Annotated in this window: 16 protein-coding genes; 6 read left to right on the top strand and 10 right to left on the bottom strand. The window is 72.7% G+C overall.

The window, feature by feature from the left end:
• Positions 1–92: 92 nt before the first annotated feature.
• From BCL76_RS37305 to BCL76_RS37295, 3 genes are all read right to left on the bottom strand, one after another.
• Complete coding sequence (locus tag BCL76_RS37305) at positions 93–581, bottom strand: GNAT family N-acetyltransferase (protein WP_109783955.1); 489 nt, start codon at positions 579–581, stop codon at positions 93–95.
• Positions 582–697: 116 nt separating this feature from the next.
• Positions 698–1657, bottom strand: coding sequence for a hypothetical protein (locus BCL76_RS37300; RefSeq protein ID WP_109783947.1), 960 nt, complete (start codon positions 1655–1657; stop codon positions 698–700).
• Positions 1658–1759: 102 nt separating this feature from the next.
• Positions 1760–3673, bottom strand: a complete 1914-nt coding sequence (locus BCL76_RS37295; protein ID WP_109783946.1) for an FHA domain-containing protein — start codon at positions 3671–3673, stop codon at positions 1760–1762.
• A gap of 178 nt (positions 3674–3851) precedes the next feature.
• On the opposite strand from BCL76_RS37295, the gene BCL76_RS37290 reads away from it, so the two are divergent.
• Positions 3852–5306 (top strand): serine/threonine-protein kinase, encoded by a 1455-nt coding sequence (locus tag BCL76_RS37290; protein WP_109783945.1) that lies wholly within the window; start codon positions 3852–3854, stop codon positions 5304–5306.
• Between the two features lie 36 nt (positions 5307–5342).
• Here the strand turns inward: BCL76_RS37290 and BCL76_RS37285 are convergent, their stop codons facing one another.
• The 5 genes from BCL76_RS37285 to BCL76_RS37265 form a co-directional block, all read right to left on the bottom strand.
• Entirely contained in the window at positions 5343–5846 is a 504-nt protein-coding gene (locus BCL76_RS37285) for a MarR family winged helix-turn-helix transcriptional regulator (RefSeq protein WP_109783954.1), read from the bottom strand.
• Between the two features lie 42 nt (positions 5847–5888).
• Positions 5889–9794, bottom strand: coding sequence for a hypothetical protein (locus BCL76_RS37280; protein ID WP_181382894.1), 3906 nt, complete (start codon positions 9792–9794; stop codon positions 5889–5891).
• Entirely contained in the window at positions 9791–11224 is a 1434-nt protein-coding gene (locus BCL76_RS37275) for a hypothetical protein (RefSeq protein ID WP_109783943.1), read from the bottom strand. The genes BCL76_RS37280 and BCL76_RS37275 overlap by 4 nt, the downstream gene beginning before the upstream one ends.
• Positions 11221–12294, bottom strand: a complete 1074-nt coding sequence (locus BCL76_RS37270; protein ID WP_109783942.1) for a hypothetical protein — start codon at positions 12292–12294, stop codon at positions 11221–11223. The genes BCL76_RS37275 and BCL76_RS37270 overlap by 4 nt, the downstream gene beginning before the upstream one ends.
• A 67-nt stretch (positions 12295–12361) precedes the next feature.
• Positions 12362–14056: a hypothetical protein gene (locus BCL76_RS37265; protein WP_109783941.1), complete on the bottom strand. Its 1695-nt coding sequence runs from the start codon at positions 14054–14056 to the stop codon at positions 12362–12364.
• Positions 14057–14161: 105 nt separating this feature from the next.
• Here BCL76_RS37265 and BCL76_RS40435 point away from each other — a divergent pair, with 105 nt between their 5' ends.
• From BCL76_RS40435 to BCL76_RS37245, 5 genes are all read left to right on the top strand, one after another.
• Complete coding sequence (locus tag BCL76_RS40435; RefSeq protein ID WP_146228512.1) at positions 14162–15118, top strand: hypothetical protein; 957 nt, start codon at positions 14162–14164, stop codon at positions 15116–15118.
• A gap of 166 nt (positions 15119–15284) precedes the next feature.
• Complete coding sequence (locus BCL76_RS37255) at positions 15285–16553, top strand: YhgE/Pip domain-containing protein (RefSeq protein ID WP_109783939.1); 1269 nt, start codon at positions 15285–15287, stop codon at positions 16551–16553.
• Between the two features lie 76 nt (positions 16554–16629).
• Positions 16630–16776, top strand: coding sequence for a hypothetical protein (locus tag BCL76_RS39350; RefSeq protein WP_181382893.1), 147 nt, complete (start codon positions 16630–16632; stop codon positions 16774–16776).
• A gap of 41 nt (positions 16777–16817) precedes the next feature.
• Positions 16818–17378, top strand: coding sequence for a GNAT family N-acetyltransferase (locus BCL76_RS37250; protein WP_309136886.1), 561 nt, complete (start codon positions 16818–16820; stop codon positions 17376–17378).
• Between the two features lie 110 nt (positions 17379–17488).
• Positions 17489–18118 (top strand): ATP-binding protein, encoded by a 630-nt coding sequence (locus BCL76_RS37245; protein ID WP_109783938.1) that lies wholly within the window; start codon positions 17489–17491, stop codon positions 18116–18118.
• A 238-nt stretch (positions 18119–18356) separates the two neighbouring features.
• Here BCL76_RS37245 and BCL76_RS37240 read toward each other — a convergent pair whose 3' ends face one another.
• Positions 18357–18971 carry a hypothetical protein gene (locus tag BCL76_RS37240; RefSeq protein ID WP_219934020.1) on the bottom strand — a complete coding sequence of 205 codons (615 nt, stop codon included), beginning with the start codon at positions 18969–18971 and terminating at the stop codon, positions 18357–18359.
• A gap of 331 nt (positions 18972–19302) precedes the next feature.
• Positions 19303–20862 carry an amidohydrolase gene (locus BCL76_RS37235; protein ID WP_109783936.1) on the bottom strand — a complete coding sequence of 520 codons (1560 nt, stop codon included), beginning with the start codon at positions 20860–20862 and terminating at the stop codon, positions 19303–19305.
• Between the last annotated feature and the right edge of the window lie 3 nt (positions 20863–20865).

Here is a 20865-nt window from a genome sequence, read left to right as displayed (position 1 = left end):
AGCATCGACCAGATCGCCCGCGACCTCACCATCTGGATGGCCGCCCGCGACTTCCCCGGACGACGGCACGCCAGCAACTTCTAAAACAAGCCCTAGGTGAGTTCCTTCCGCATCAGCGTGCACATGGTTTCGTAGCGGCGCAGCGATCCGTCAGGAGCTTGCTCGTCCCACGCGTCCGGCCGCCGGTCGTACGCGACATATCCCAGTCGTTCGTACAGTGCACGTGCCCGGGGGTTGTTCTCCTCCACAGCCAGCTCGGCCTGCCGCAGGCCGCGGTTCCTGATCCGTAGTTCCGCGGCGTCCACGAGGAAGGTGCCGATCCCGCACGACTGCAGTGCGGGGTGGACCGCCAGCTGCCACAACGTGCCGACGCCCTCCTTGACCCGGTAGTCGACCCCGCCCTTCGCCACGGGGATGTCGGCTGCGGCGCAGACGGCCAGGTATTCGACCTCCCCGATCCGGGCACGTTCCACCTGCCCGGCGACGCCGGCCAGGTGATGGTCCGATCCCGCCCACCCGCACGAGGCCAGGTCCGCATGCGTCAAGTCCCTGGCCGACAACTTCAACACGACGTCCGTCATCGTCACCACCTCCGACGGGCAAGCATCCATGCCGCTCACGCGGGGCGCAAAGCCGTTTCCTCGGCTCATCGGCATGCGGCCGTGACCATGCGCGCGGGACGGTCTCGACGGCGCCGCTACGACCGTCCTTGCGGCGGACGGGATCGGCGGACGGGGTGGCCGTCGGGGCCTTCGGTGAGCCAGGAGCCGTCGCCCAGGGGTACCCCCTCGTACGGGTTGCTCACGCCGAGGTCGATCTCACCGCAGGGCACGCCGGTGCGCACGTCGACGAGGTGGTGGCGGAACCACTCCTCCTCGTCCTCGCGCTCACCGCCCAGGGTGACGACCGCCGTGTCCGGGGTCAGGTAGCCGCCGCTCCATTCCAGGAAGGTGTCGTCCGGGTCGTACCCGAAGGCATCGACGGGCAGCGTGAACAGCACCTCTCCGCCGGGGTGGTCGTGGAAGGCGACGTCCCCCTGCTCGTGGTCGACGGTCATGAACTGCTGCCCGCCCGGTGCCAGGTCGATCAGGCAGCGGTCCGGCCACGGGTACGTCACGAAACGCGGTGCGCCGTCGGCGTCGGTCACACCCCGGAGGATGACGGACCCGTCCTGGCCCTCACCGATGTCGAGGTAGACACTGCCGTCGGCCGGGTGCACGTGGTGGAGACCGCCGTGCCCGACGGTCTCCAACTCCGTACGGGCGAGGACCTCCCCGCTGTCGGCGTCGTACACGACCCACTGGTCCGCGACCCCGCGCTGCGCCATCACGTCGGGCCGGTAGACCCACACGGTGCGGCCGTCCAAGGACAGCGAACAGCCGGGCCGATGGCCGTGACGCACGTCGGAGTGCGGTGCGAAGGCCGACGTCCACACCGGGTCACCGGAGCGCGTGAGGCAGACGACCGCGTTCCGCGTGGTGTACACGACCCGCTCCAGATCGGGCCGGACCACGGACTCCTCCACCTCGTCGCCGGCGCGCGGCCGGAACACCGCGGCGGGCTCCAGCGGCCCGAGGGCGGCGGGGTCCACCAGGTAGGCGTGGATCCGCCCGTCGCGGTGGCGCGTGATGGCCTTCGGAGGCTGCCCGGGAATCATCGGCCGAGGCTATCCCCCGGCTCAGGCCGGCCGCCCGCCGGGGCCCCGGCGGGCGGCGGGCGGCGGCGGGCAGGCGGGCGGCGGGCAGGCGGCACACCGGCGCTACACCTGCTGCAACGGGAGGCTCCGCGGGTCGGCCGGGCGGGGTACGAAGACCGGGGAGTCCGACTGGTAGAAGAGGTCGATGTCGGCCTCCTCCCCACCGACGATCAGGGTGTCCCAGGCGCCGCTCTCCCGCAGGGTGCGCAGGGTGGCCGGAGCGATCGAGGCCAGGTGGGCGCGGAGTTCACCGTCCGTGGGCAGCCCGGGCAGCCGGGACCCCAGCCGGTCGCGGATCCCGGCCATCCGCTCCAGCAGCGCGTCCAGGTCGCTCCCCTCCGGGTCGCCGGCACCGGCACCGGCACCGGCCTCCGCGGCGCGCGCGATGATGTCCCGGATGGCGCGGGTGACGCCCTGGTCGTCGGTGGTCACCATGGCGTTCCAGGCCCGGCTCTTGTGCCGGTACTGGAGCATGGACATGGCGGCCTCGTGCCGGATGAAGTCGGCGTCCCGCAGCGGCTTGCCCTGCCAGGCGCGGCTGAGCGAACGGGCCAGGGACGTGGCGGAGGCGAGGCCGCTGTTGAGGCCGCGGCCCGGCCAGAAGTGGATGGCGTTGGCGGCGTCGCCCAGCAGGAAGCCGAAGGTGCCGGGGCTGGTCGTGGTCGGCCGGTGCAGCTGCGCCGTGAACCGCGGGCGCTGCACCATGTCCAGCCGGAACGAGGTGATCGCCGACAGGTCGTCCTCGGCCACCCCGAACAGGCGAAGGCCCTGCCGGATCTCCTTCCACAGCGGGGAGCTGCGCAGCAGGGCGGGCAGGAAGAGGGTGCCGTGGGTGGGGCAGCGGAACTCGTTGTCCTCCTCCTGGCGGCTCATCAGGCAGGGGCGGGCGGCGATGCACTCCTCGAAGACCTGGCGGACCGGGTCGATGCCGATGACGTTCTTGGCCTCCTCCCGGGTGAGCCGCATGTTCAGGAAGCCCTCGCCGCGCAGCGAGTTGAGCAGGAAACGGTTCTGCGACACCGTGAGCAGCACGCTCATCGGGTCAGGCAGCTTCGACTTGACCCGCAGCCCCAGCACGACGTCCTGAAGGTGCTCGCCGTCGAGGGAGTAGATCGAGGCGTCGGCCGTGCCGAAGCGGTCGGCGTAGTGCTCGCGGGTGCGGGAGCGGCCGCCTTCGCAGACCACCAGGACGTGTTCCTGCCTGATCCGGTTCTGCCGCTCGGTCGCGTCGAATCGTTCGGGGACGAGACGGATCGCGGGCCGCCGGTTCGCCAGGTCCAGCAGTCGGTCCTCGATGTGGGCGATCCGGATGTTGCGGGGCGGACGGCCGTCGACCGAGTCCGGGCCGACGGGCCACATCTCGGAGTAGGCACCGTCGTCGTCGAACAGCGCGCCGAGGACCTCCTCGGGCAGGGCGAGGTACTGGCGGCTCTGGACGGTCACCACCTGTTGGCGGCGGAAGTTGCCCTGCGTCTCGTCCTTCCAGACGATCGCGGAGCCCTGCCTGGTCCAGCGTCCGTCATAGAGGGTGATGGTGGTCCGGCCGGGCAGCATCTCGTCGAGCGCCAGGGCGAAGGCGAGACCCACCGGGCCACCGCCGGTGACGGTGACCCGCAGAGTGCCGGGGTCCGTGGTGCTCACTCGGGGGACGTCCAGGAGGGAAAGGTCCATGACCGTCTCCATGGCGTCCTGCGCCTCGTAGAGGAACGTTTCGTCACCGATCCGGATGCAGTCGTTCGGGCGCAGTACGTGCCGGGTGACGCGCCGGTCGTTGACGAACGTGCCGTTGCGGCTGTCGCGGTCGTAGAGGACGAACCCGGGGTCCTCCGCGAGGATCTCGGCGTGCAGCCGGGAGGCATTGGCGCTGACGATCACGACGCCGTTGTCGCTCTTGCGCCCGAAACTGAGGGGCTCGGCGCCCAGGACCACGCTCTGTCCGGTGAACGGACCCGTGCGCCCAACGATGACCGAAGGCACTCCACACTCCTTGAAACGATGCCGCTGATTACCCGTACGCCGACAACACGCGATCGAGAAGGTGTTCGGTTCAACCATTTCTTGGAATCTCTTGGAATCTTTTGAGTCCCGCTGAACCGGGGGCCGGGGCCGTACGTGATGTTCGCGTCGGCTGGCGCCAAGAAGGAGAACCGCCCCCATGTACTACGACGAAGACGAGACCGTGTCGGAGACCGCGTTCACGGCCACCACCGCGGGCAGTGCCGCGGGCACCGCCGCAGGTACGGACGCCGCGGGCGGGGACCGGCTGATCGCGGGCCGCTACCGGTTGCTGTCCCGGCTCGGCGAAGGCGGCATGGGCACCGTGTGGCGGGCCCGCGACGAGACCCTGTACCGGGAGGTCGCGGTGAAGGAGGTACGGGCTCCGGCCGGGCTGGGGCCCGGTGACATCACGCGGATGTACGGCCGCCTGGAGCGGGAGGCATGGGCGGCGGCCCGGATACCCGACCGCAACGTGGTCACGATCCACGACGTGGTCATGGAGGACGACCGGCCCTGGATCGTGATGGAACTGATCCGCGGACAGTCGCTCGCCGATCTGCTCCGGGCCGAGGGCCCGCTCACCCCGCGGCACGCCGCGCACATCGGCGGGGAGGTGCTGAGCGCGCTGCGCGCCGCCCATGCCGTCGGGGTGGAGCACCGGGACGTCAAGCCGGCGAACGTACTGCTCGCCGAGGACGGGCGGGTCGTGCTCAGCGACTTCGGTATCGCGATGGTCGAGGGCAGCACCGCGCTGACCATGACCGGCGAGCTGGTCGGCTCCCCCGAGTACCTGCCGCCGGAGCGGGCGCTGGGCCGCCCCTCGGGCCCCGAGTCCGACCTGTGGTCCCTCGGTGTGCTGCTGTACGCGGCCGTGGAGGGGCTCTCCCCGTTCCGGCACGACACCGCGCTGAGCACCCTGCGGGCCGTCGTGGACGAGGAACCGCCGGTGCCCACCCGCGCCGGACCGCTGGCGCCGGTCATCGCCGGGCTGCTCCGCAAGGAGCCCGCGGAGCGGACGCCTGCCGGCGAAGCCGCCGAAGCCCTCCGGGAGATCGCCCATCCGGACGCCACCACGACCGCCGGCGCCCGCGTCCTGGCGGACTCCGCAGGACCCGCCACGCGCGCGACCGCAGGCCCCGACGCGGTCGCCGCGCCGCCCCGCAAGCGCCGTACGGTGGCCTTCGTCGCGGCCGGCGTGGCCGCCTGCGTACTGATCGGCGGCGGGATCGCGTACGCGCTGAACGGCAACGACGCGGAGACCGGCACCGGCACCGGTTCGGGCCTACGGCTGTCGGTGGCGGGCACGAACACGACCTACACCGGCAGCTGCCCCATCCCGGAGGGCCGGGCCCCGGCGTTCACCGCGACCTTCACCGCGTCCGAGCCGACACTGATCTCCTACCGCTGGGTGTCCGGCGACGGCTCGGTGGTGGATCCGCACTGGCGCACCCTGTCCGTCGGGGACAAGGCCGAGCCGACGAAGCGCGACACCGTGCGCCTGACGGCCTACGCGAAGACGGGCACCCTGAGGACCGGGATGGCCGTGGAGCTCCAGAGCCCCATCCGCACCACCTCCAACCCGGTCCCCTTCCAGATCACCTGCACCGGCTGAACCCCGTACGGGCCCGGCCGGCGCCGGCCGGGGCCCTCAAGGAGCCTGGGGCTCCGCCCGCTCGACGTTGGCGACCATCCTGCGCAGCACCTTGAGGGCGGCCACGTACTCCTCGTCGCTGATCCCCTGATGGACCACGGCGCGCTGTTCGGTCACCAGCTGCCGCAGCCGCACCCGGGCGGCTACCCCGGCTTCGGTGAGGTGCAGGCGCTGCCGGTCGTCGGTCGTGAGCCAGCCACGGTGGAGCAGCTGGTCCACGACCCGGGCGATCTCGTGCGGTCCTTCCGCCAGAGGGGTCAGTTGGGTGACCACTTCCTCCCGACCGGGCGCGGGAAGCCCGCTGTCGACCCGGTTGAGGACCCAGTACTGCGGCTGCGTCACATCGATCCGGGCCATGGCGTCCCGTAGCTGCCGGGTGACCGCCGTGTGGGCCAGGCCGCTCCAGTAGCCGATGGGCTGGGTGGCGAGCATGTCGTCGGTGGCGGCCGGATCTGCCGGCGCCTGGTCGGTGATGGGGGTCGTACCGGTCAACGGTTCCATGATCACGACGCTACACACCCCCGACCCCCTGCGCTTCGTCGGTCAGGTGCCCGGGCAGGCCGGGTGCCACGTGGCTCCCTTGGCATAGGTGTCGAGTTCCGTACGGGTGAGGCCGCCACCCGCTGCCGCACAGGCGGCGGCTCGGGGGTCGCGGGCGGCCGTCACCGCCTCGGTGACGTCCCGTAGGGCGAGAACCAGGGATCCCAGCAGGAGACGGCCCGGCGGAAGGGCGAACGCCCAGGGGTGCTCGCCGAAGCCGTCGTGCCCGAGCGCGACCGGCTCCATGTCCGGTCGTACGAGCCAGGTGGTGAAGTCCCGATATCCGGAGGTGGTGGCGAGCGCGCCCCAGGTCCCCTCCACCAACACGTCCATGGTGTGGGCCCCCTTGGGCATCGGAAGGTCGTCGAGGGGCTCGGCCTCGCCCTTGCCCGAGTCGGGCAAGCGCCAACCACGAGCCCCGGACCGGAGAACGCTGCCGTCCTCGCTGAAGAGGAGCCGACCCCCTGGGGTCGTACCGGGGATGGTCCGAGTCCGTCGGGCCTTCCCCGCGTCGGACAGGTCCCACACGGTCAGGCCCGTCGATCCGCCGTCCAGGACCAGTGTCCGCCCGTCGGGGGACAACGCCCCGCCGCCCCCCGAGTGGGGGACGAATCCGGCCTCCTTGCCGGACTCGGACACCACGCCGGAGTCGAGGTCCAGGACGGCGTCGGATCCGGAGTCCGGGCCCGCGCCGGGGGTCGCTGTCTCGTACTCCTCGGGGCCGGCTCCGTCGCCCGGGATCGCTCCCGGCTCCGGCATGCCCGTCCCCGGGACGCGCTGCTCGTCCACCGTAGGGGTGGAGGTGCCGGACATGACCCTCTGGAACGGCGCGGCGTGGCTCCCGTCGCCCTCCACCCGCCAGACCAGCGCCTCGGAATTTTCGGCGCGCACCGCCACCACGGTCTTCCCTTGCGGGCCGACCAGCAAGGAGGTGACGCCTCCGGTCGTACGTCCCGTTCCGGACCCGCTCGGGCGTCCGCTGTCCGCCACGACGTCCGCGGGCAGCGGGAACGTGGCCGCCAGTCGGCGCGGCCGGGTCCGGTCGCTCACGTCCCACAGCGACAGCTCGCCGTCCTCGAACACAGCCATGCGGGTGGCGTCCTGGTCGATCCCCAACAGGTCCGCGGGCGCCTCCAGAGCACCGAGCCGCCGGAACGGCGATCCGGCCGCGGCGTCGAAGAGGACGGTCTCCAGTTCCTGCTTCGTGGTGCCTTCGACGAACTGGGTCACCGCCAGGACCGACGCGCGCGCGGCGTACGCGGCCGTCTCGTAGCGCGTGAGGGGTTGCGGGGTCGGCGGCTGGGTCTGCGCGGAGACGTCCCAGAACCGCACCGTGCCGTCGTCGCCGCCGATCGCCAGCAGCCTCCCGTCCGGGCTGTAGGCGATCGGCGGCACGGTGTCCAGGGCCGAGGGGGGCTTCGCTGCCGCCGTCGCGCCCGCCGTCCTGCGCAGCACGACCTCGCTGCCCAGCAGGATCACCCCGGAGTCGTCCCGTGCCACGGCACCCCCCTGCGGCCCGTGCACCACCCAACTCGATCCTCGGAGGGCCGCTTCGTGCCGGTATCCCGGGCCGGTCCGCTCCGGGGAGATGCTCCAGACGTCGATGAACCGGTTGCCCGCGCCCACTCCCGCCGCGAGGGGATGCGTGGTGGCGGTGTAGAGGGTGTCGTCGAGCGTGTCGTGGAAGGCCACGCCGGTGGTGGGGTTGCTCTGTCCCGTGGTCGGACCTGGCTCGATGGTGACGGTCACCGGGAGCCCGGCGGCCCCTGTGTCGTGCACCCGGATGTTGCGGTCGTCGGCGACGGCGACCCGGTTGCCGGAAGCGTTGACCGCGAGGCCGACGAGGTCGGTGTCCGGTGTGGTGGTGTAGGCGGCCTGCTGCCCCTTCTTCCGGGGGGCGGCGGGGTCCGTGACGTCGTACACGGTGAGGGCCTCCGGGGCGACCGAGTCGCCGCCGGCCTTCGGGTCGAGCGGCCCGAGGGTGGCCAGGGTACGGCCGTCGGCGCTCACGGCGGCCTGCAGCACCTGACCGCCGCCCGGCAGTTCCGCGAGTCGCCGCGGCTTCGCCGGGTCCGCGAAGCTCCACACTTCGACCCGGAGGTCGGCGGTCCCGATGAGCACGGCCGAGCCCCCGGGGGTGGTCAGCGGTACCAGGACCGGCGGGACCTCGCGCTGCGGCTTGAGGGTCTTCGCGCCCGGCGGCACCGGAAGCGTGGCCACCGTGGCACGGGACGCCGCGTCCCGGACGGTGATCCGGTCGGCGTCCCGGGTCAGCAGGGTACGGCCGCCGCCCGTGTAGCCGAGCGCCGTCGGCCCCGGGGTGCCCGCCACCGGCGGTACCTCGCCGCGGTAGCGGGTCTCCAGCAGGATGCGCAACAGGCTGTTGCGGGAGGCGTCGCCCGGGCTCATGCGGTGTGCGGACAGGGCCAGCCGCAGGGCGCGGCCCGGATCCGAATCCTGGACGGCGGTGGCTTCGTTGAGGAGGGACCGCGCCTGCTTCTCGCGCTTCTCCGCCGCGGTCTTCTGCGACTGGTCGTGGGCGAGGTACGCGAACACCAGGGCCACGGCGAGCAGGGTCGCGACAACCTGCCTGGCGACGACCGGCCAGCTGAGCGAGCTGGCCTTGCGCCGAGCCTTCGGCACGTCGGACGCGGTGGCGATCTCCGGTTGTCTCCCGAGCAGTTCACCGGCCACTGCGCGTGCCTCGCGCCCGTCCGACTCGGCGACGACGACCACGCCGAGGTCATGTGCGGCGCTCAATTTGGCGCGGAACCCGGAGACCGAGACCAGCTCGCCGTCTCCCGTGACGTCCGCCGTGACGGAGTTGCTCGTCTTGACCCGGCGGTAGAAGAGAGCCTGCCGCCCGAGGGCGGCGAACCACACCCGGCCGTTGCTCTTGCGCAGGGCCGGCTGCCGGACGCGTACGGTCTCGGCGAGCAGCACCCCGAAGGCCGCGCCGAGCGACGGTCCCGCGATCCGGTAGGGCACCGAGCCCTTGGGGGCGACCTTGTCGCCCGCGAGCGCGAACCCCTGCAGGGACCACAGCACGGTCCCCGACACCCGCTGCCCCGACGCGTTCCAGGCCCGGGCCATGGCCGCGGCGTAGTGGTGGTCGGCGGTGAACAGCGGCATGGTCTCGGGGTCGGGCACCAGGCCACGGGGCCCGCCCGGCAGCAGGGTCAGGGTGAGCCTCCCGCAGGCGCCCACCCCGTGGTGGTCGAACAGGACGCGCACCGCCGCCGGGCTCCTGGCGGGCCCGGGGAGCCGGCCCAGTGCCAGCCGGCACAGGGCCATGGCCGCGGCCAGCACCGGTCCCGTACGGACGGCGTCCCCCGCCGCGGCCGCGAGCCGGTCCAGCGAGCGCCTGAGCCGCTCGTCGCCGTGGGCGAGGTCGGCCGGGTTCCAGGGCTCGGTGACAAGGTCCGCGGTCGCCCCGGCGCCGCGGTACCAGGCCAGTGCGACCGCGAGGCGCCCCTCGTCCGGATCCGGGTCCGGGTCCGGGACGAGGAGGTCGAGCGCGAGTGCGGCCTGGATCCGTACCGCGTCCAGGACCGGCCGCGACTCCCGCGGATCGAACACCTCTTGGCCGGAGGCCCTGCGCAGGCCGTCGGTCAGAGCGTCGTCGGACCCGGCCACTTCGATCTCACCGAGGGCGTCATGAAGGGCGGTGTCCTCCCCGGTGTACAGCAGGCGCAGGGCGTCCGTGTCGGACCGTTCGACCAGGCGGGAGAGCCAGGCGACCAGTGCGCCCGGGTCCATGGACATCAGCTTCTGCACGCGACCGGCTTCGACGGCCGTCTGACGCGCGCACGCGAGGGCGGTGTCCAGCTCGTCGAGCGTTCCGCCCCGGCCCCGGCCCCACCCGACGGCGGTCATGGTCGTCTCCTTCAGCACCGTCATCCCGCTCATGCTCCTTCCGAGCCGCGCCTTACAGGGTGGCCGGCGGGGAGCCGGTCGAGCAGTTGGCGCCAGCGGCGCCGGTCGGAGGCCCGGACCTGGCAGGCCAGCGTCCGGCGGACGGCCTCGGGGTCCAGGAACGGGAGGTCCGCGAGGCCGAGCGGCGGACCGGCCTGGTCCGCGGTGACCTCGCTCTCGGCCGCGACCGTCATCGCCAGGTCGCCGGACAGACTGTCGGAGAAGGGCGTCAGCAGGACGTACAGCTCGCTGCCTTCGGCGGCGCCGGTGACGTGCACGGGCAGCAGCAGTACCTCGTCGTAGCCCCCGGCCAGCAGCGCGGCGGTGGCGGTGTCGAAGGGCGCGGAGACCGCGACGTAGAGCCGGCCGTCGTCCTGCACGGTGAGGGTGAGGCTGAACGCCGCGCGCAGCACCTCGTCCTCGGCCGCGTCGGTTCCGCCCGAGGCGAGGGGTGCGAACCGGTTCCGTACGGTGGCCGGCCTGCCGTAGTCCAGCCGGTGCCAGACGACGTCCGCGATCCCGACCCCTGCGGTCCCGACCCCGGCATTCCCGAGTCCCGGGGCGGCGAAGGCGCCGGCGAGCCGTTCCGCCGCGAGTGCGGCCGTGGCGTACAGGAAGGCGTCGCCGCGGCCGACCGCGTCGAGCAGCCGGATCAGCCGCTCCCGGGTCGGCTGCGGGATTCGGCCGGTGGCGGCCCCGGCGAGTCGTGCGCACAGGGCGGTCGTCGCGACCCGTCGGCGCCGCGGGTCGGCCGCGCGCAGAGCGGAGCCGAGTTGTTCCAGTGCGGCGGTGAACCGGGACCCGGCGGGCGCGAAGTAGTGCCGCAGCCGTACGGGGCGACCCGCGGCGGCGGCGCCCTGCGCCGGTCCGGACGCGCCCAGGGCCGCGGTCACCTCGTCCGCCAGCCGGTCCACGCGCTCCCACGGCAGCACGTGGAAGCACTCGGGTTCGGGCCTGCCCTCGGCCGCGAGCCGGTCGAGCAGGCTGTAGCGCAACCCGGGGTGGGCCGCGGTGAGGAGGGCCTGTTCGGCCGGCTCCAGACGCTCGGCGGGCCAGCGCCGTTCGATCGCGGCGACGACCTCGGCCGTGGCGGGATCGGCGGGCAAGGGCACTCCGAGGTCGTCGAGTTCCACCACGGCGGCGCCGGTGGCGGGCTCGATCAGAGCCAGGGCGTGGCCACCGTCGGCGAGCGGCAGCGAGCCGCGCTCCCAGCCGGTGCGGAAGCGGTCCAGGCTCCGCGCGTCCGCGCGCTCGTCGCCGTCGTTGACGGGGCCGTGGGCGGCCCAGAACGGTCCTGGTGCGGACGGGAGGGTGGCGCCGTTCCCCCGGACCTGGCCGGGGATCGGCGTGGTGTCGCCCGGGGCAGTCCCGCTCGGACGGGCGTCCCGGACCCAGGTGGTCAGCGGCCGGTGCACGGCGCTCATGCGTGGGCCCCCTCGGCGAGCCGGTCCACGAGTGCCACGGCGGCGGGTCCCAGCAGCCCGGCGACCTCCAGGGCTCGGCGCCGGCCCGCGTCGGGGACATGGCTGCGCCAGGAGTACCGCAGCGCCCGCCAGTCGGCCTCACCGAGCCGGTCGGGCAGGTCGGCGGGCAGGTCGGCGGCCCAGTCCCGCAGACGGGTGACGTCCGCGTCCGGGTAGCGGACGGCGAACTTGACGAACCTGAGCAGCACCCCGGCGCTGCGTCCGGCGGGCCGCTCCGCGTTGCGGCTGGCCAGCACGCGCGGCCGGGCCCTCAGGTGGGCGATGCCCTCTCCGGAGGGGTCTACGAGCAGCCGCCTGCCGTGGTCGTAGTAGAGGCTGTTGACGGTCAGGTCGCGGGAGGTGACGTCGTCGGTCAGGCTGCCGCCGTAGGCGGAGAAGAGGAAGTCGGTCACCGCGAGTGCCTTGTACTCCAGGATGCGGGGGCCGCCCTGTTCGGGCCGCGACAGGTGGACCACGAGGCTGGGTCCGCTCATCCCCGGCCGGTAGTCGCCGAGGCCGGCGTCGACGTACAGGTCCTCGATCTCCTGCAGCAACTCCAGGGGCGGGAGCGTCCCGGCGAAGTCCAGGTCGTTGGGCTCGGCCTCGGGGCCCACGTCCACCAGGTCCCGCACAGCGCCTCCGATCAGCCAGAACGCGTGTCCACGCTCCGGTAACCGCTCCATCAGCAGGCGGACGAAGGCGCCTTCGGCTCCGGTCCCGTCCAGACACCGGTCGACGGCGTCCCCGATTCCCGGCGCCTCCTCCTCGGCCGGTCGGAAGGCCTCCGGCGGGCACGCGTCGGCCGGGCCCGGCCCGTGGAATTCGATCCGCACGTCCGCCCTTGCGGGTCCGTCCTCGGGGGGCGCCGGCGCCTCCCGGTCGCGCTCCCGCAGCAGGACCTCCCGGGGCCCGCCGACCACCGCCATCCCCCACAGCATTTCGCCGTCCACCAGGTCTCCGCGTACGGGCGTGCCGTCCTGTGCGCGCCGGTAGATCACCTGCGGTTCCTTCATGCCGTTCTCGTCGGGCAAGGTTCCTCCCCTGTTCCGCCCCTGTGCCGTCTTGTTCCGTCCTGCCCGCCGCTCCCCCACGGCCGCCTCAGCCGCCGGACAGGGATCTGCCCAGCCCCAGTCCCACCGCCGATGCCAGCACCCACCCGATGCCGACCAGCGCGTAGCCGAACCATTGGGTGGCGCCCACCGGTTGGAAAGCCGTCTCCTGGCCGAGATTCACCAGGGGCAGGAGGAGGTCCAGTGTGTAGGCCGCCGCCTGGAAGCGCGGGGCTTTCTCCGGTTCCAGTGCGGTCGGGGGTAGGGACCCGAAGACGACCGTGCCGAGCACCACCAGGGCGGCCAGCCAGCCGAGGGCCCGCCACGGCCGGAAGCCGTAGCCGACCGTCACCTGCAGTACGCCCTCCCACCAGCGGATCGGCCCGGACAGCGCTGCCCGGTGGCGGCGCTGGGCGGCGTAGCGGACCTTGCGGGCGTCCAGTGGGCGGCCGAGGGCCGTGTAGTGCTGGGCGAGTTGCTCGTACGGTTGTGCGGCTGCCTCGGCGGACGGGTCGCGGGTGAGCCAGCGCAACCGTTCGGCGGCGGGCAGGACGGGGTGCAGGGCGCGGTAGGACAGTCCGGCGAGGCGGGCCCTGGCGGGCCAGTGGGCGGGGCCGTCGAGCAGTACTCCCACCGTGCCCTGGTCCAGGTTCACCTCGTCGGCCCGGTCGACGCGCAGGTCGAGGGTATCGCGTACGTGGATCCCGGCGGCGGAGACGGTGCCGCGGGTGACGGTCAGGCCGTGCAGGCTCACGTCGGACGCGGAGAGCCGGTCCAGAGCCAGGGCGGTGAGTCCGCCGGGGTGACCGATCCGGGCTCCCGAGAGGTCGAGGCGGGTGCGCAGTTCGGCCCCGGTCAGGCGGACCTCACCGGCGGCGGTGAACGGCGCCGTGCACCACACCGCGCCCCGTACGGTCGCCCCGGAGGCGCCGAGCGCGATGCCGTCGGGGTGGGTGAGGCGGGCGCCGGTCAGCCGGACGCTGCCCGCGACGTCCGCGTTGAACATCCGCAGCGCTCCGTCGACCACCAGCCGGCGGGCCAGCAGCCGGTCCCCGAGCACCGACCGGTCCAGGACGAGCGCGTCACCGCCGGGCGCGCGGACCGCGGCGTCGTCCAGCCGCACCGGGCCGGCCACCCGAATCCCGGCCAGGAACACCATCCCGGACGCCGCCGTCCCCGCGAGGTCCAGCGCTCCGGCGACGACCATGCCCTCCGCGGCCAGTGCTCTTGCGTCGGCACCCGGTCCCAGCGTGCTGCCGGTCAGCACCACGTCGGTCTCGGCCCGGGCCCGCTCCAGCCGCACACCGCCCGGGATCGTGCAGCCCCGCAGCTCCAGCCGGCCCTGCACCCGTATCCGGTCCGCGTCCACGGCGGGCAGGTGACATCGCGTCAGGGCCAGGCCGGGCAGCAGGGCGTCGGCGCACACGAGCGGCTCGTCGAACTCGCAGTCCTCGAAGCGGATCCGGAGGATCTCCGGGGCCACTCCGCCCCCCGTCAGGTCGAGCCGACCGCTCACCCGCGCGCCGCGCAGCCGCAGGGCGGGCGCCCCTTCCCGCCCCGCGGCCGTCCCCGGCCGCCGCACCCCCCGTAGCAGCGCGGCGAGCGCGGTGGCCCGTACCGTACGGGCGGCCGTGCTCGCCGCCCCCGTGAGGTCGGCCCGCGCCCCGTCGGCGAAGGCCTGCTCCAGTACGGTCTCCGCCGGGTACGGATCGGACGAAGTCCGGTCGGCGGTCGGGGTGTTCATGGGTAGGCTCCCATCGGAACGGGGGGCGGTACGCGGGCGCGGTCCGGTACGAGTGCACCACCGCTCCGTCGCAGTCGTGTCGCACGGGAGGGGCGGGCCCACCGCATGGCGGGAACACGGAGCGCGGACGGCCGGGTGACGGCCGCCGCCACGGCGGATCTGCTGCGCCGGCTGCTGGCCGAGCGCACGGCCTACCGCACCCGGTGGGAACAGCAGGAGGTGCGCCGCACGCCGGGCCCGGTGAGTTCCTCGGCGGTGGCGCGGGTGCTGGCCCTGCACCTGTGGGACAGCGGTGAACGCCCGGACACGGAGCGGGATCTGGCACGGCGTCTGAAGGACCGGGTGCACCGCGCGCTCGCCGGGGAGTTCCTGAGCCGGGAGACGCTGGAGTGGTTCGTCGCGGCCTTCGCGATGGACGGCGCCGACGCGATGGCGCTGCGCGCGCTGTGGTCGGGGACGGCGCAGGTGGCCCCGGCGGCGGATGCGGGCGGCCCCGTGACGCACACGCTGCGGCTGCCGCAGTATCTTCCGGTCCGGCAGCGCCATCGCACCGTCTCGGTGTTCGAGCGGCACGTCATCGGCCGTGACGGCGCTCCGGAGCGCCACCGCACCACCCGTGCGGTGATGGCGTGCGAGGACGGGGTGCGGTCCTTCCCCTGCCGGCTGCCGCCCGGCGCCGTCGACGTCACGATGCTGCGCGGCGCCCGGGTCGGTGCCCGCCGGGAGTTCCCGGGCAGCACGCCGGTCGTGGAACTGGTCTTCCCGGCCCCGCTGGCGGCCGGCCAGATCGCCTCGCTCGAGTACGAGGTCGGCTACGGCCCGTTCCGGGAGCGGGTGACCGAGTACCGCAGGGTCGCGCATGCCCGCGCCGACAACGTGGACCTGGTCGTCGAGTTCCCGCCGGCGCCGCGCCCGGCCCGGGTCTGGTGGGCGACCTGGGACCACCATCGGGACGGCACGGTCCTCGGCGAGACGCCGGTCGCGCTCGCCGGGGACGGCTCGGTCCACCGGTTCGTCCCGGCGTTGGAACACGCGGCCGCCGGCTTCCGCTGGGCCTGGTGACCGTAGGCCGGGGTGGGCCGTTCCGGTGGTCCCGTACGCCGGTTCGCGACCGGAGCGCGAGCGTACGGCGGCCTTCCCCGGTGGGCAGACCATCCTGAGGGTGCCCGGCGGCCCCGCCGCTCCCACCGCCCCTCGATCCCGGCCCGCCGGGAAGCTACGGAGACCGATGTCCCCGACCGTCGCCCCCGAAGCCACTGCCGCGGCGCTGGTGCGCCGCCCCCAGCTGTGGTTGGTCCCCACGATCCTGACGGGACTGCTCGCCCTGCTGCTGTCGCTGCTCTACATGGGCGGCATCGTCAATCCCAACGCGGAACTGCGCAATCTGCCGATCGCCCTGGTCAACGAGGACACGGGCAAGCCGCCGCCGGGGCAGCCGCAGAACTTGGGCACGCAGATCACCACCACCATCGCCTCCGACCCCGCCGGCGGAAAGGCGGACTGGCGCGAGCTGAGCCTTGCCCAGGCCCAGGACCAGCTCGACTCGGGCAAGGTCTACGGCGCGCTGGTGGTACCGGCCGGTTTCACGGATTCGGTGACGGCGCTCCCCACGTCCGGGGCCACGAAGCGGCCGACCATCACGGTGCTCACCAACCCCGGCAAGGGCAGCCTCGGGTCCTCGCTGGCGAGTCAGATCACGACGCAGGCCGCCCACCGCGCGTCGCACGCGGTCGGCGAGCAGCTCACGGCGGCCGCCGGCGCGCAGGCGAGTCCCACGGCGAAGCTGCTGCTGGCCGACCCGGTGGACGTCGTCACGCGGGTCGGCCACCCGATCGGCGCGAAGAGCGGTCTCGGTCTGACGGCCTTCTACTACACCCTGCTGCTGGTGCTTGCCGGGTTCATGGGAGGCAATGTCATCAGCAACGGCGTCGACACCGCTCTGGGCTATGCCGACAACGAGATCGGCCCGTGGCACACCCGCCGCCCGACGGTGCCGATCGACCGTACCCAGACGCTGCTCCTCAAGATGCTGATGACGGCGGGCATCACGCTCGTCAGCACGGCCTTGGTGATGCTGGCCTGCATCGGCATCCTCGGGATGGACGCGTCCCACCTGCCGCTCCTGTGGATCTACTCCTACTGCGCGGCGCTCGCCGTCGGCCTGGGCGTGCAGGCCATCAACGCCGCGTTCGGCGGCATCGGCCAGCTCGTGTCGATGTTCGTGTTCATCGTGCTGGGTCTGCCCTCCTCCGGGGCGACCGTCCCGCTGCAGGCGGTCCCCGACTTCTACCGCTTCCTCTCCCACTTCGAGCCGATGCGTCAGCTCAGCGACGGCGTAAGGGCGATCCTCTACTTCGACGCCCGGGGCGACGCGGGCCTCACCCGCTCCTGGATCATGATCGCGGTCGGCACGGTGCTTGCCCTGCTGTTCGGCTTCGCCATGACCGCCTACTACGACCGCAAGGGCCTCAAGCGACTCACGCCGCAGCCCGCCTGAAAGCTCCGCCCGGCCGCGCGCACATGTCCGTCCCGCCTCGGGGTACACGACCTGCTGAGAACCCCAAGGAGGCGTCATGACAGCGTTGTTGAACAGGATCAAGCGGTTCGCGCGCGGCCCGCAGGGACAGCGGGCGGTCGCGTCGGCACGTCGGGCCGCCGCCGACCCGCGCAAGCGCGCACAGGCCGGCCGGCTCCTCGACCGCCTGCGCGGGCGCCGCTAGAAGCGGGCGCGACAACCGAAGGTGGACTCGACCGGCCCGGAATGATCCAATACAGGATGACTTCGTTCTGGGTGGGTAAGCGCGTACGTCTGCGTGGCATAGAGCCTGGTGATGCACCTGCGTTCATGCGTTTCGCGGCGGAAGAGGAGGGCCTGGGAGACCTGGTCAACCCGCCTCGGTCCGCGGAGGGATACCGCATCCGGGCCGGTGAAGGAGCGGCCGCGAAGCCCGACGGCGACCGCTTCCAGCTGGTGGTGGAAGCGGTGGACACAGGGGAGACGGTCGGAGCTGTCGGCTCGCACCAGGCTGACGCGCGCATGGGCTGGTTCGAGTACGGCATCACGATCGGTGCCGAGCATCGCCGCAAGGGCTACGCGGCGGAGGCCGCGGTCCTGCTGCTCCGTTTCATGTTCCAGGAGAGCCGGTACCACAAGTGCCAGGTTCGGATCTTCGCGCACAACGACGCATCGCTGGCTCTCCACCGTCAGCTCGGCTTCACGGAGGAGGGCCGACTGCGTGAGCAGGTCTACCTTGCCGGTCGCTACCGCGATGTGGTGATGATGGGCATGCTCGCCGACGAGTTCGCCCGACAGCACGCGTGATCGCCTGAGCGGGGTTCCCCTGCTCCCACCTGCTCCCGGCCGGTGGGACGCCGGGTCATGAGCGTCATGAGTGCCCAGGTCGGGCGCCGACCGTTCGGCATACTTGACCGATGGACACCTCAAGAGCCTCCTGGCGCAACACGACGCACGACTGGGCGCGTGAGGTGGACTTCGACCACCTCGCGCGCATCCGTCAGGATCCGGCGGCGTTCGCCCCTGGTGGTGTCCGGCACCTCATCCTCGAAGTCGTCGCCTATGCGGCCGACGAGGCGGAGTCCAACGGCGGCGGACGCTGTACCGTCACCCTCCACCCCGATGGTTCCGTGTCGGTGGCCGATGCCGGGCGGGGCACCGACACCCGCCTCGACGAGCACGGCCAGATCGTGAAGAAGCCGATCATGGCGTCGAAGGACCTCCGGTTCTTCGACCACCCCGACGCACAGTTGCTCCCCGATGATCAACCACGCCGGGGCATGTCGGTGGTGGCGGCGCTCAGCGAGTGGCTCGTCCACACCAACCGCCGGCGCGGCGGAGCATGGACCCAGCGGTACGAGTACGGCGTTCCCGTGACCGATCTGGCACCGATCACGGACGACGGCACGACGGGCACCACCGTCCACTTCCACCCGATCGAACCGGTGCGTGCGGCGAGCGCGACGCCGACGAGGGATGAGCTGCTACGGTGCGCCGCGTCGTGGCCACACGTATCCGTCGAGGTCGACGACCGACGCCCTCGCTGAGCTACCCGGCCCGCCTTGGCCGCCGGCATGTCGGCGGGCTCTGCCGGCAGCACGGTCATGACGGTGCTGTGCTGACCTCGCGCGCCTGCATCGCGACGACCCCGAGGGCGACTTCGCCCCTGCACACGCTGGAAGCAGCACTGCTGATGATTGGTTCGGAAACACCGGCGCGCGCCATGCTCAACGCGTCCGCGCACGACGGCCTTTCCCAGCCCCCGATCGTCCTACGCCTCCCGTGTCACGGTCGGACGGGCAGGTCAAGAACGCGGGCGAGAGCGGCGGTGACGGGAGCACGGTGATCAGGCAGGTGCCTGGACGTCCAATCGGCCGCCAGGGCGTGGAAGTCGGCCATATCGCGCTCGGCACCGACGAGTAGGTGGCGGAGCTCGGCGACGGACAGCGCGATCACCGGGCTGTCTCGACACTCGGCGTTGACAGTGAGCTTGACGGTGTCACCGAAGAGCTCGGCAACGGGTGACACGGGATCGTGGCCGAATGCGAGCAGGTCGCCGTCGTCGAGGAACCGATGCCAGTCGCGCCAGCTCTCCAGCCCGTCACAGCAGCCGGGCTGAAAGAAGACTCCGGTGGAGGTGTCGATGACCCGCAGACCGCCGGGGGCGACGACGTCGTCCTCGCGTGTGAGCAGTCCGTGCAAGAAGGAGCCAAGCGCGTCGGCCGACCGTAGTGCGTCCTCGGAGTCGACGTTGTTGTAGTCGGCGATGCGCATCATCGCCGCCCCTACCGCGGCGGGCGAGAGCTCCCCGCCGAGAGGCAGGAAGTCGAACGGTTCGATGTCGGCGACAGGCCAGAGGTCGAAGCCGTCAGGTGCGTACATCTCCAACACGGGCTGCATCGTGATCACCCTGCGAAGTGTGCCGCACCCACCGTCCGTACCCGGACCGCTGGGACCCATGCACGGAGCGTCCTGGACAAGGGACAATGCGGCACAGGGTCCGCCTGGCTCCCCCGCGGCCCGGGCAGTGGCAGCACCTCCAGCCCGGGGGTGTGATCTTCATGCACGAGGCCCGATCTGTCGCGGGCATCGCGGAGATCATCGAGGTGCTGCCGCCTCGTGTGTGAGGCCACGGGGAAAGCTCGACGGCGGCGACCGCACCGAGCCCCGCGGATGTAGCTTCGGGCCTGCAAGCCGTCGCGTAACGGGCACGGCACGTGTGGGCTCCAGGTCAGGCGCGCCTGCCGGCCACGTACGTCGCGACGACCTCGATGGCTCCGATCCTCGAGGGGTCGACCCGCCTCGGGTCATCACCCAGTACGGCCAGGTCCGCACACCGGCCCGGAGCCAGGGTGCCCGCGCTGTTCTCCCGGTGGGAGGCGTAGGCGCCCGCCACGGTGTAGGCGTGCAGGGCCTCGTGGACGGTGATGCCCTCGTCGGGGCCGATGAGGCGGCCGGAGGCGGAGGCCCGTTCCACCATGAACTGGACGGCCCGCAGGGGCGATCCGTCGGTCACGGGGCGGTCGGAGCTACCCACCAGGGTGACGCCGTGGTCCAGGAATCCCCGGCCCCGGTACATCCAGGGCGCCCGCTCCGGGCCCATCACCGCCGCGTAGTCGTCGCCGAAGGAGCGCAGGAAGTGCGGCTGCACCACCGCGCTCACTCCGAGGTGGGCGAATCGGGCCAGTTGGTCGGGCCGGACCAGGCCGGCGTGTTCGATCCGGTGCCGGGCGGTGGGTCGGGGCCGCAGCCGCTGGGCGCGTTCCAGGGCGTCCAGGGCCAGGTCGGCGGCGCGGTCCCCGATGGCGTGCACGGCGAGCTGCCAGCCGGCGAGGTGACCGTCGACGATGGTCTCGGTGATCCGTTCGGGGTCGGCCTGGAACTCCCCCGTGTGGTCGGTCCCTTCGTAGGGGCGGGTGAGAGCGGCCGTACGGGCCATCATGCCGCCGTCGGTGTAGACCTTGAGCGCGCCGAGGGAGAGCCAGTCGTCGCCGAAGCCGGTGCGCAGGCCGAGGTCGATCGCGCGGGGGATCCCGTCGGCGGCGTGCGCGGTCACGGGCCGCAGGGTGTCGGCAGCCGCCATGAGCTGGACCCGTAGCGGCAGCCGCCCCTGGTCGCGCAGGAGTTGGTAGGCGCCGAGCTCCACCGGGCTGTTGCCGAGGAGTCCGCCGCCGATGCCCGCCTCGGCGCAGGCGGTGACGCCTTCGGCGAGGCAGGTGCGGCCGGCGTGTTCGACGGCGTCGGCGATCTCCTCCTGCGAGTAGGGCAGGCGGAGTCGGCGGGCGGTGGTCATGGCGCTCTCGGCGAGGAAGCCTTCGCCGTGGGCGAGTTCGCCGGGGAGCAGGTCGAGAACGGTGGTGTTGACGACGCAGCCGTGTCCCGAGTCGTGGAGCATGAACACCTTGCGGCCGTCGCTGACCTTGTCCAGCTCGGCGGCGGTGAGGTGCCGGCCCAGGGCTCGTTGGTCGTAGCCGCCGATGTCCACCCACGCGCCGCGCGGTGCGCGGGCGACCGCCTCGGCGACGACGGCGAGCACGTCCTCCACGCGTTCGCAGGGCGCCACGCTGGGGGTGGTGGCCTTCAGTCCGGTCCAGGCCAGGTGGACGTGGGAGTCGATGAAACCGGGCAGCACGGTGGCGCCTTGGAGGTCGACGACCTCACGGGCGGGCAGTGCGGTCACGGCTTCGTCCAGGCCGACGATCCGGCCGTGCCAGATGCCCAGGTCGCGGGCCACGGGGTGGTCCGGGTCCATGGTGAGGAAGGTGGCGTTCGTCAGCCTGGTGCAGAGCATGGG

It is taken from the genome of Streptomyces sp. CG 926, assembly GCF_003148825.1.
GTDB lineage: Bacteria > Actinomycetota > Actinomycetes > Streptomycetales > Streptomycetaceae > Streptomyces.
This window is presented reverse-complemented; position numbering and strand designations above follow the sequence as displayed.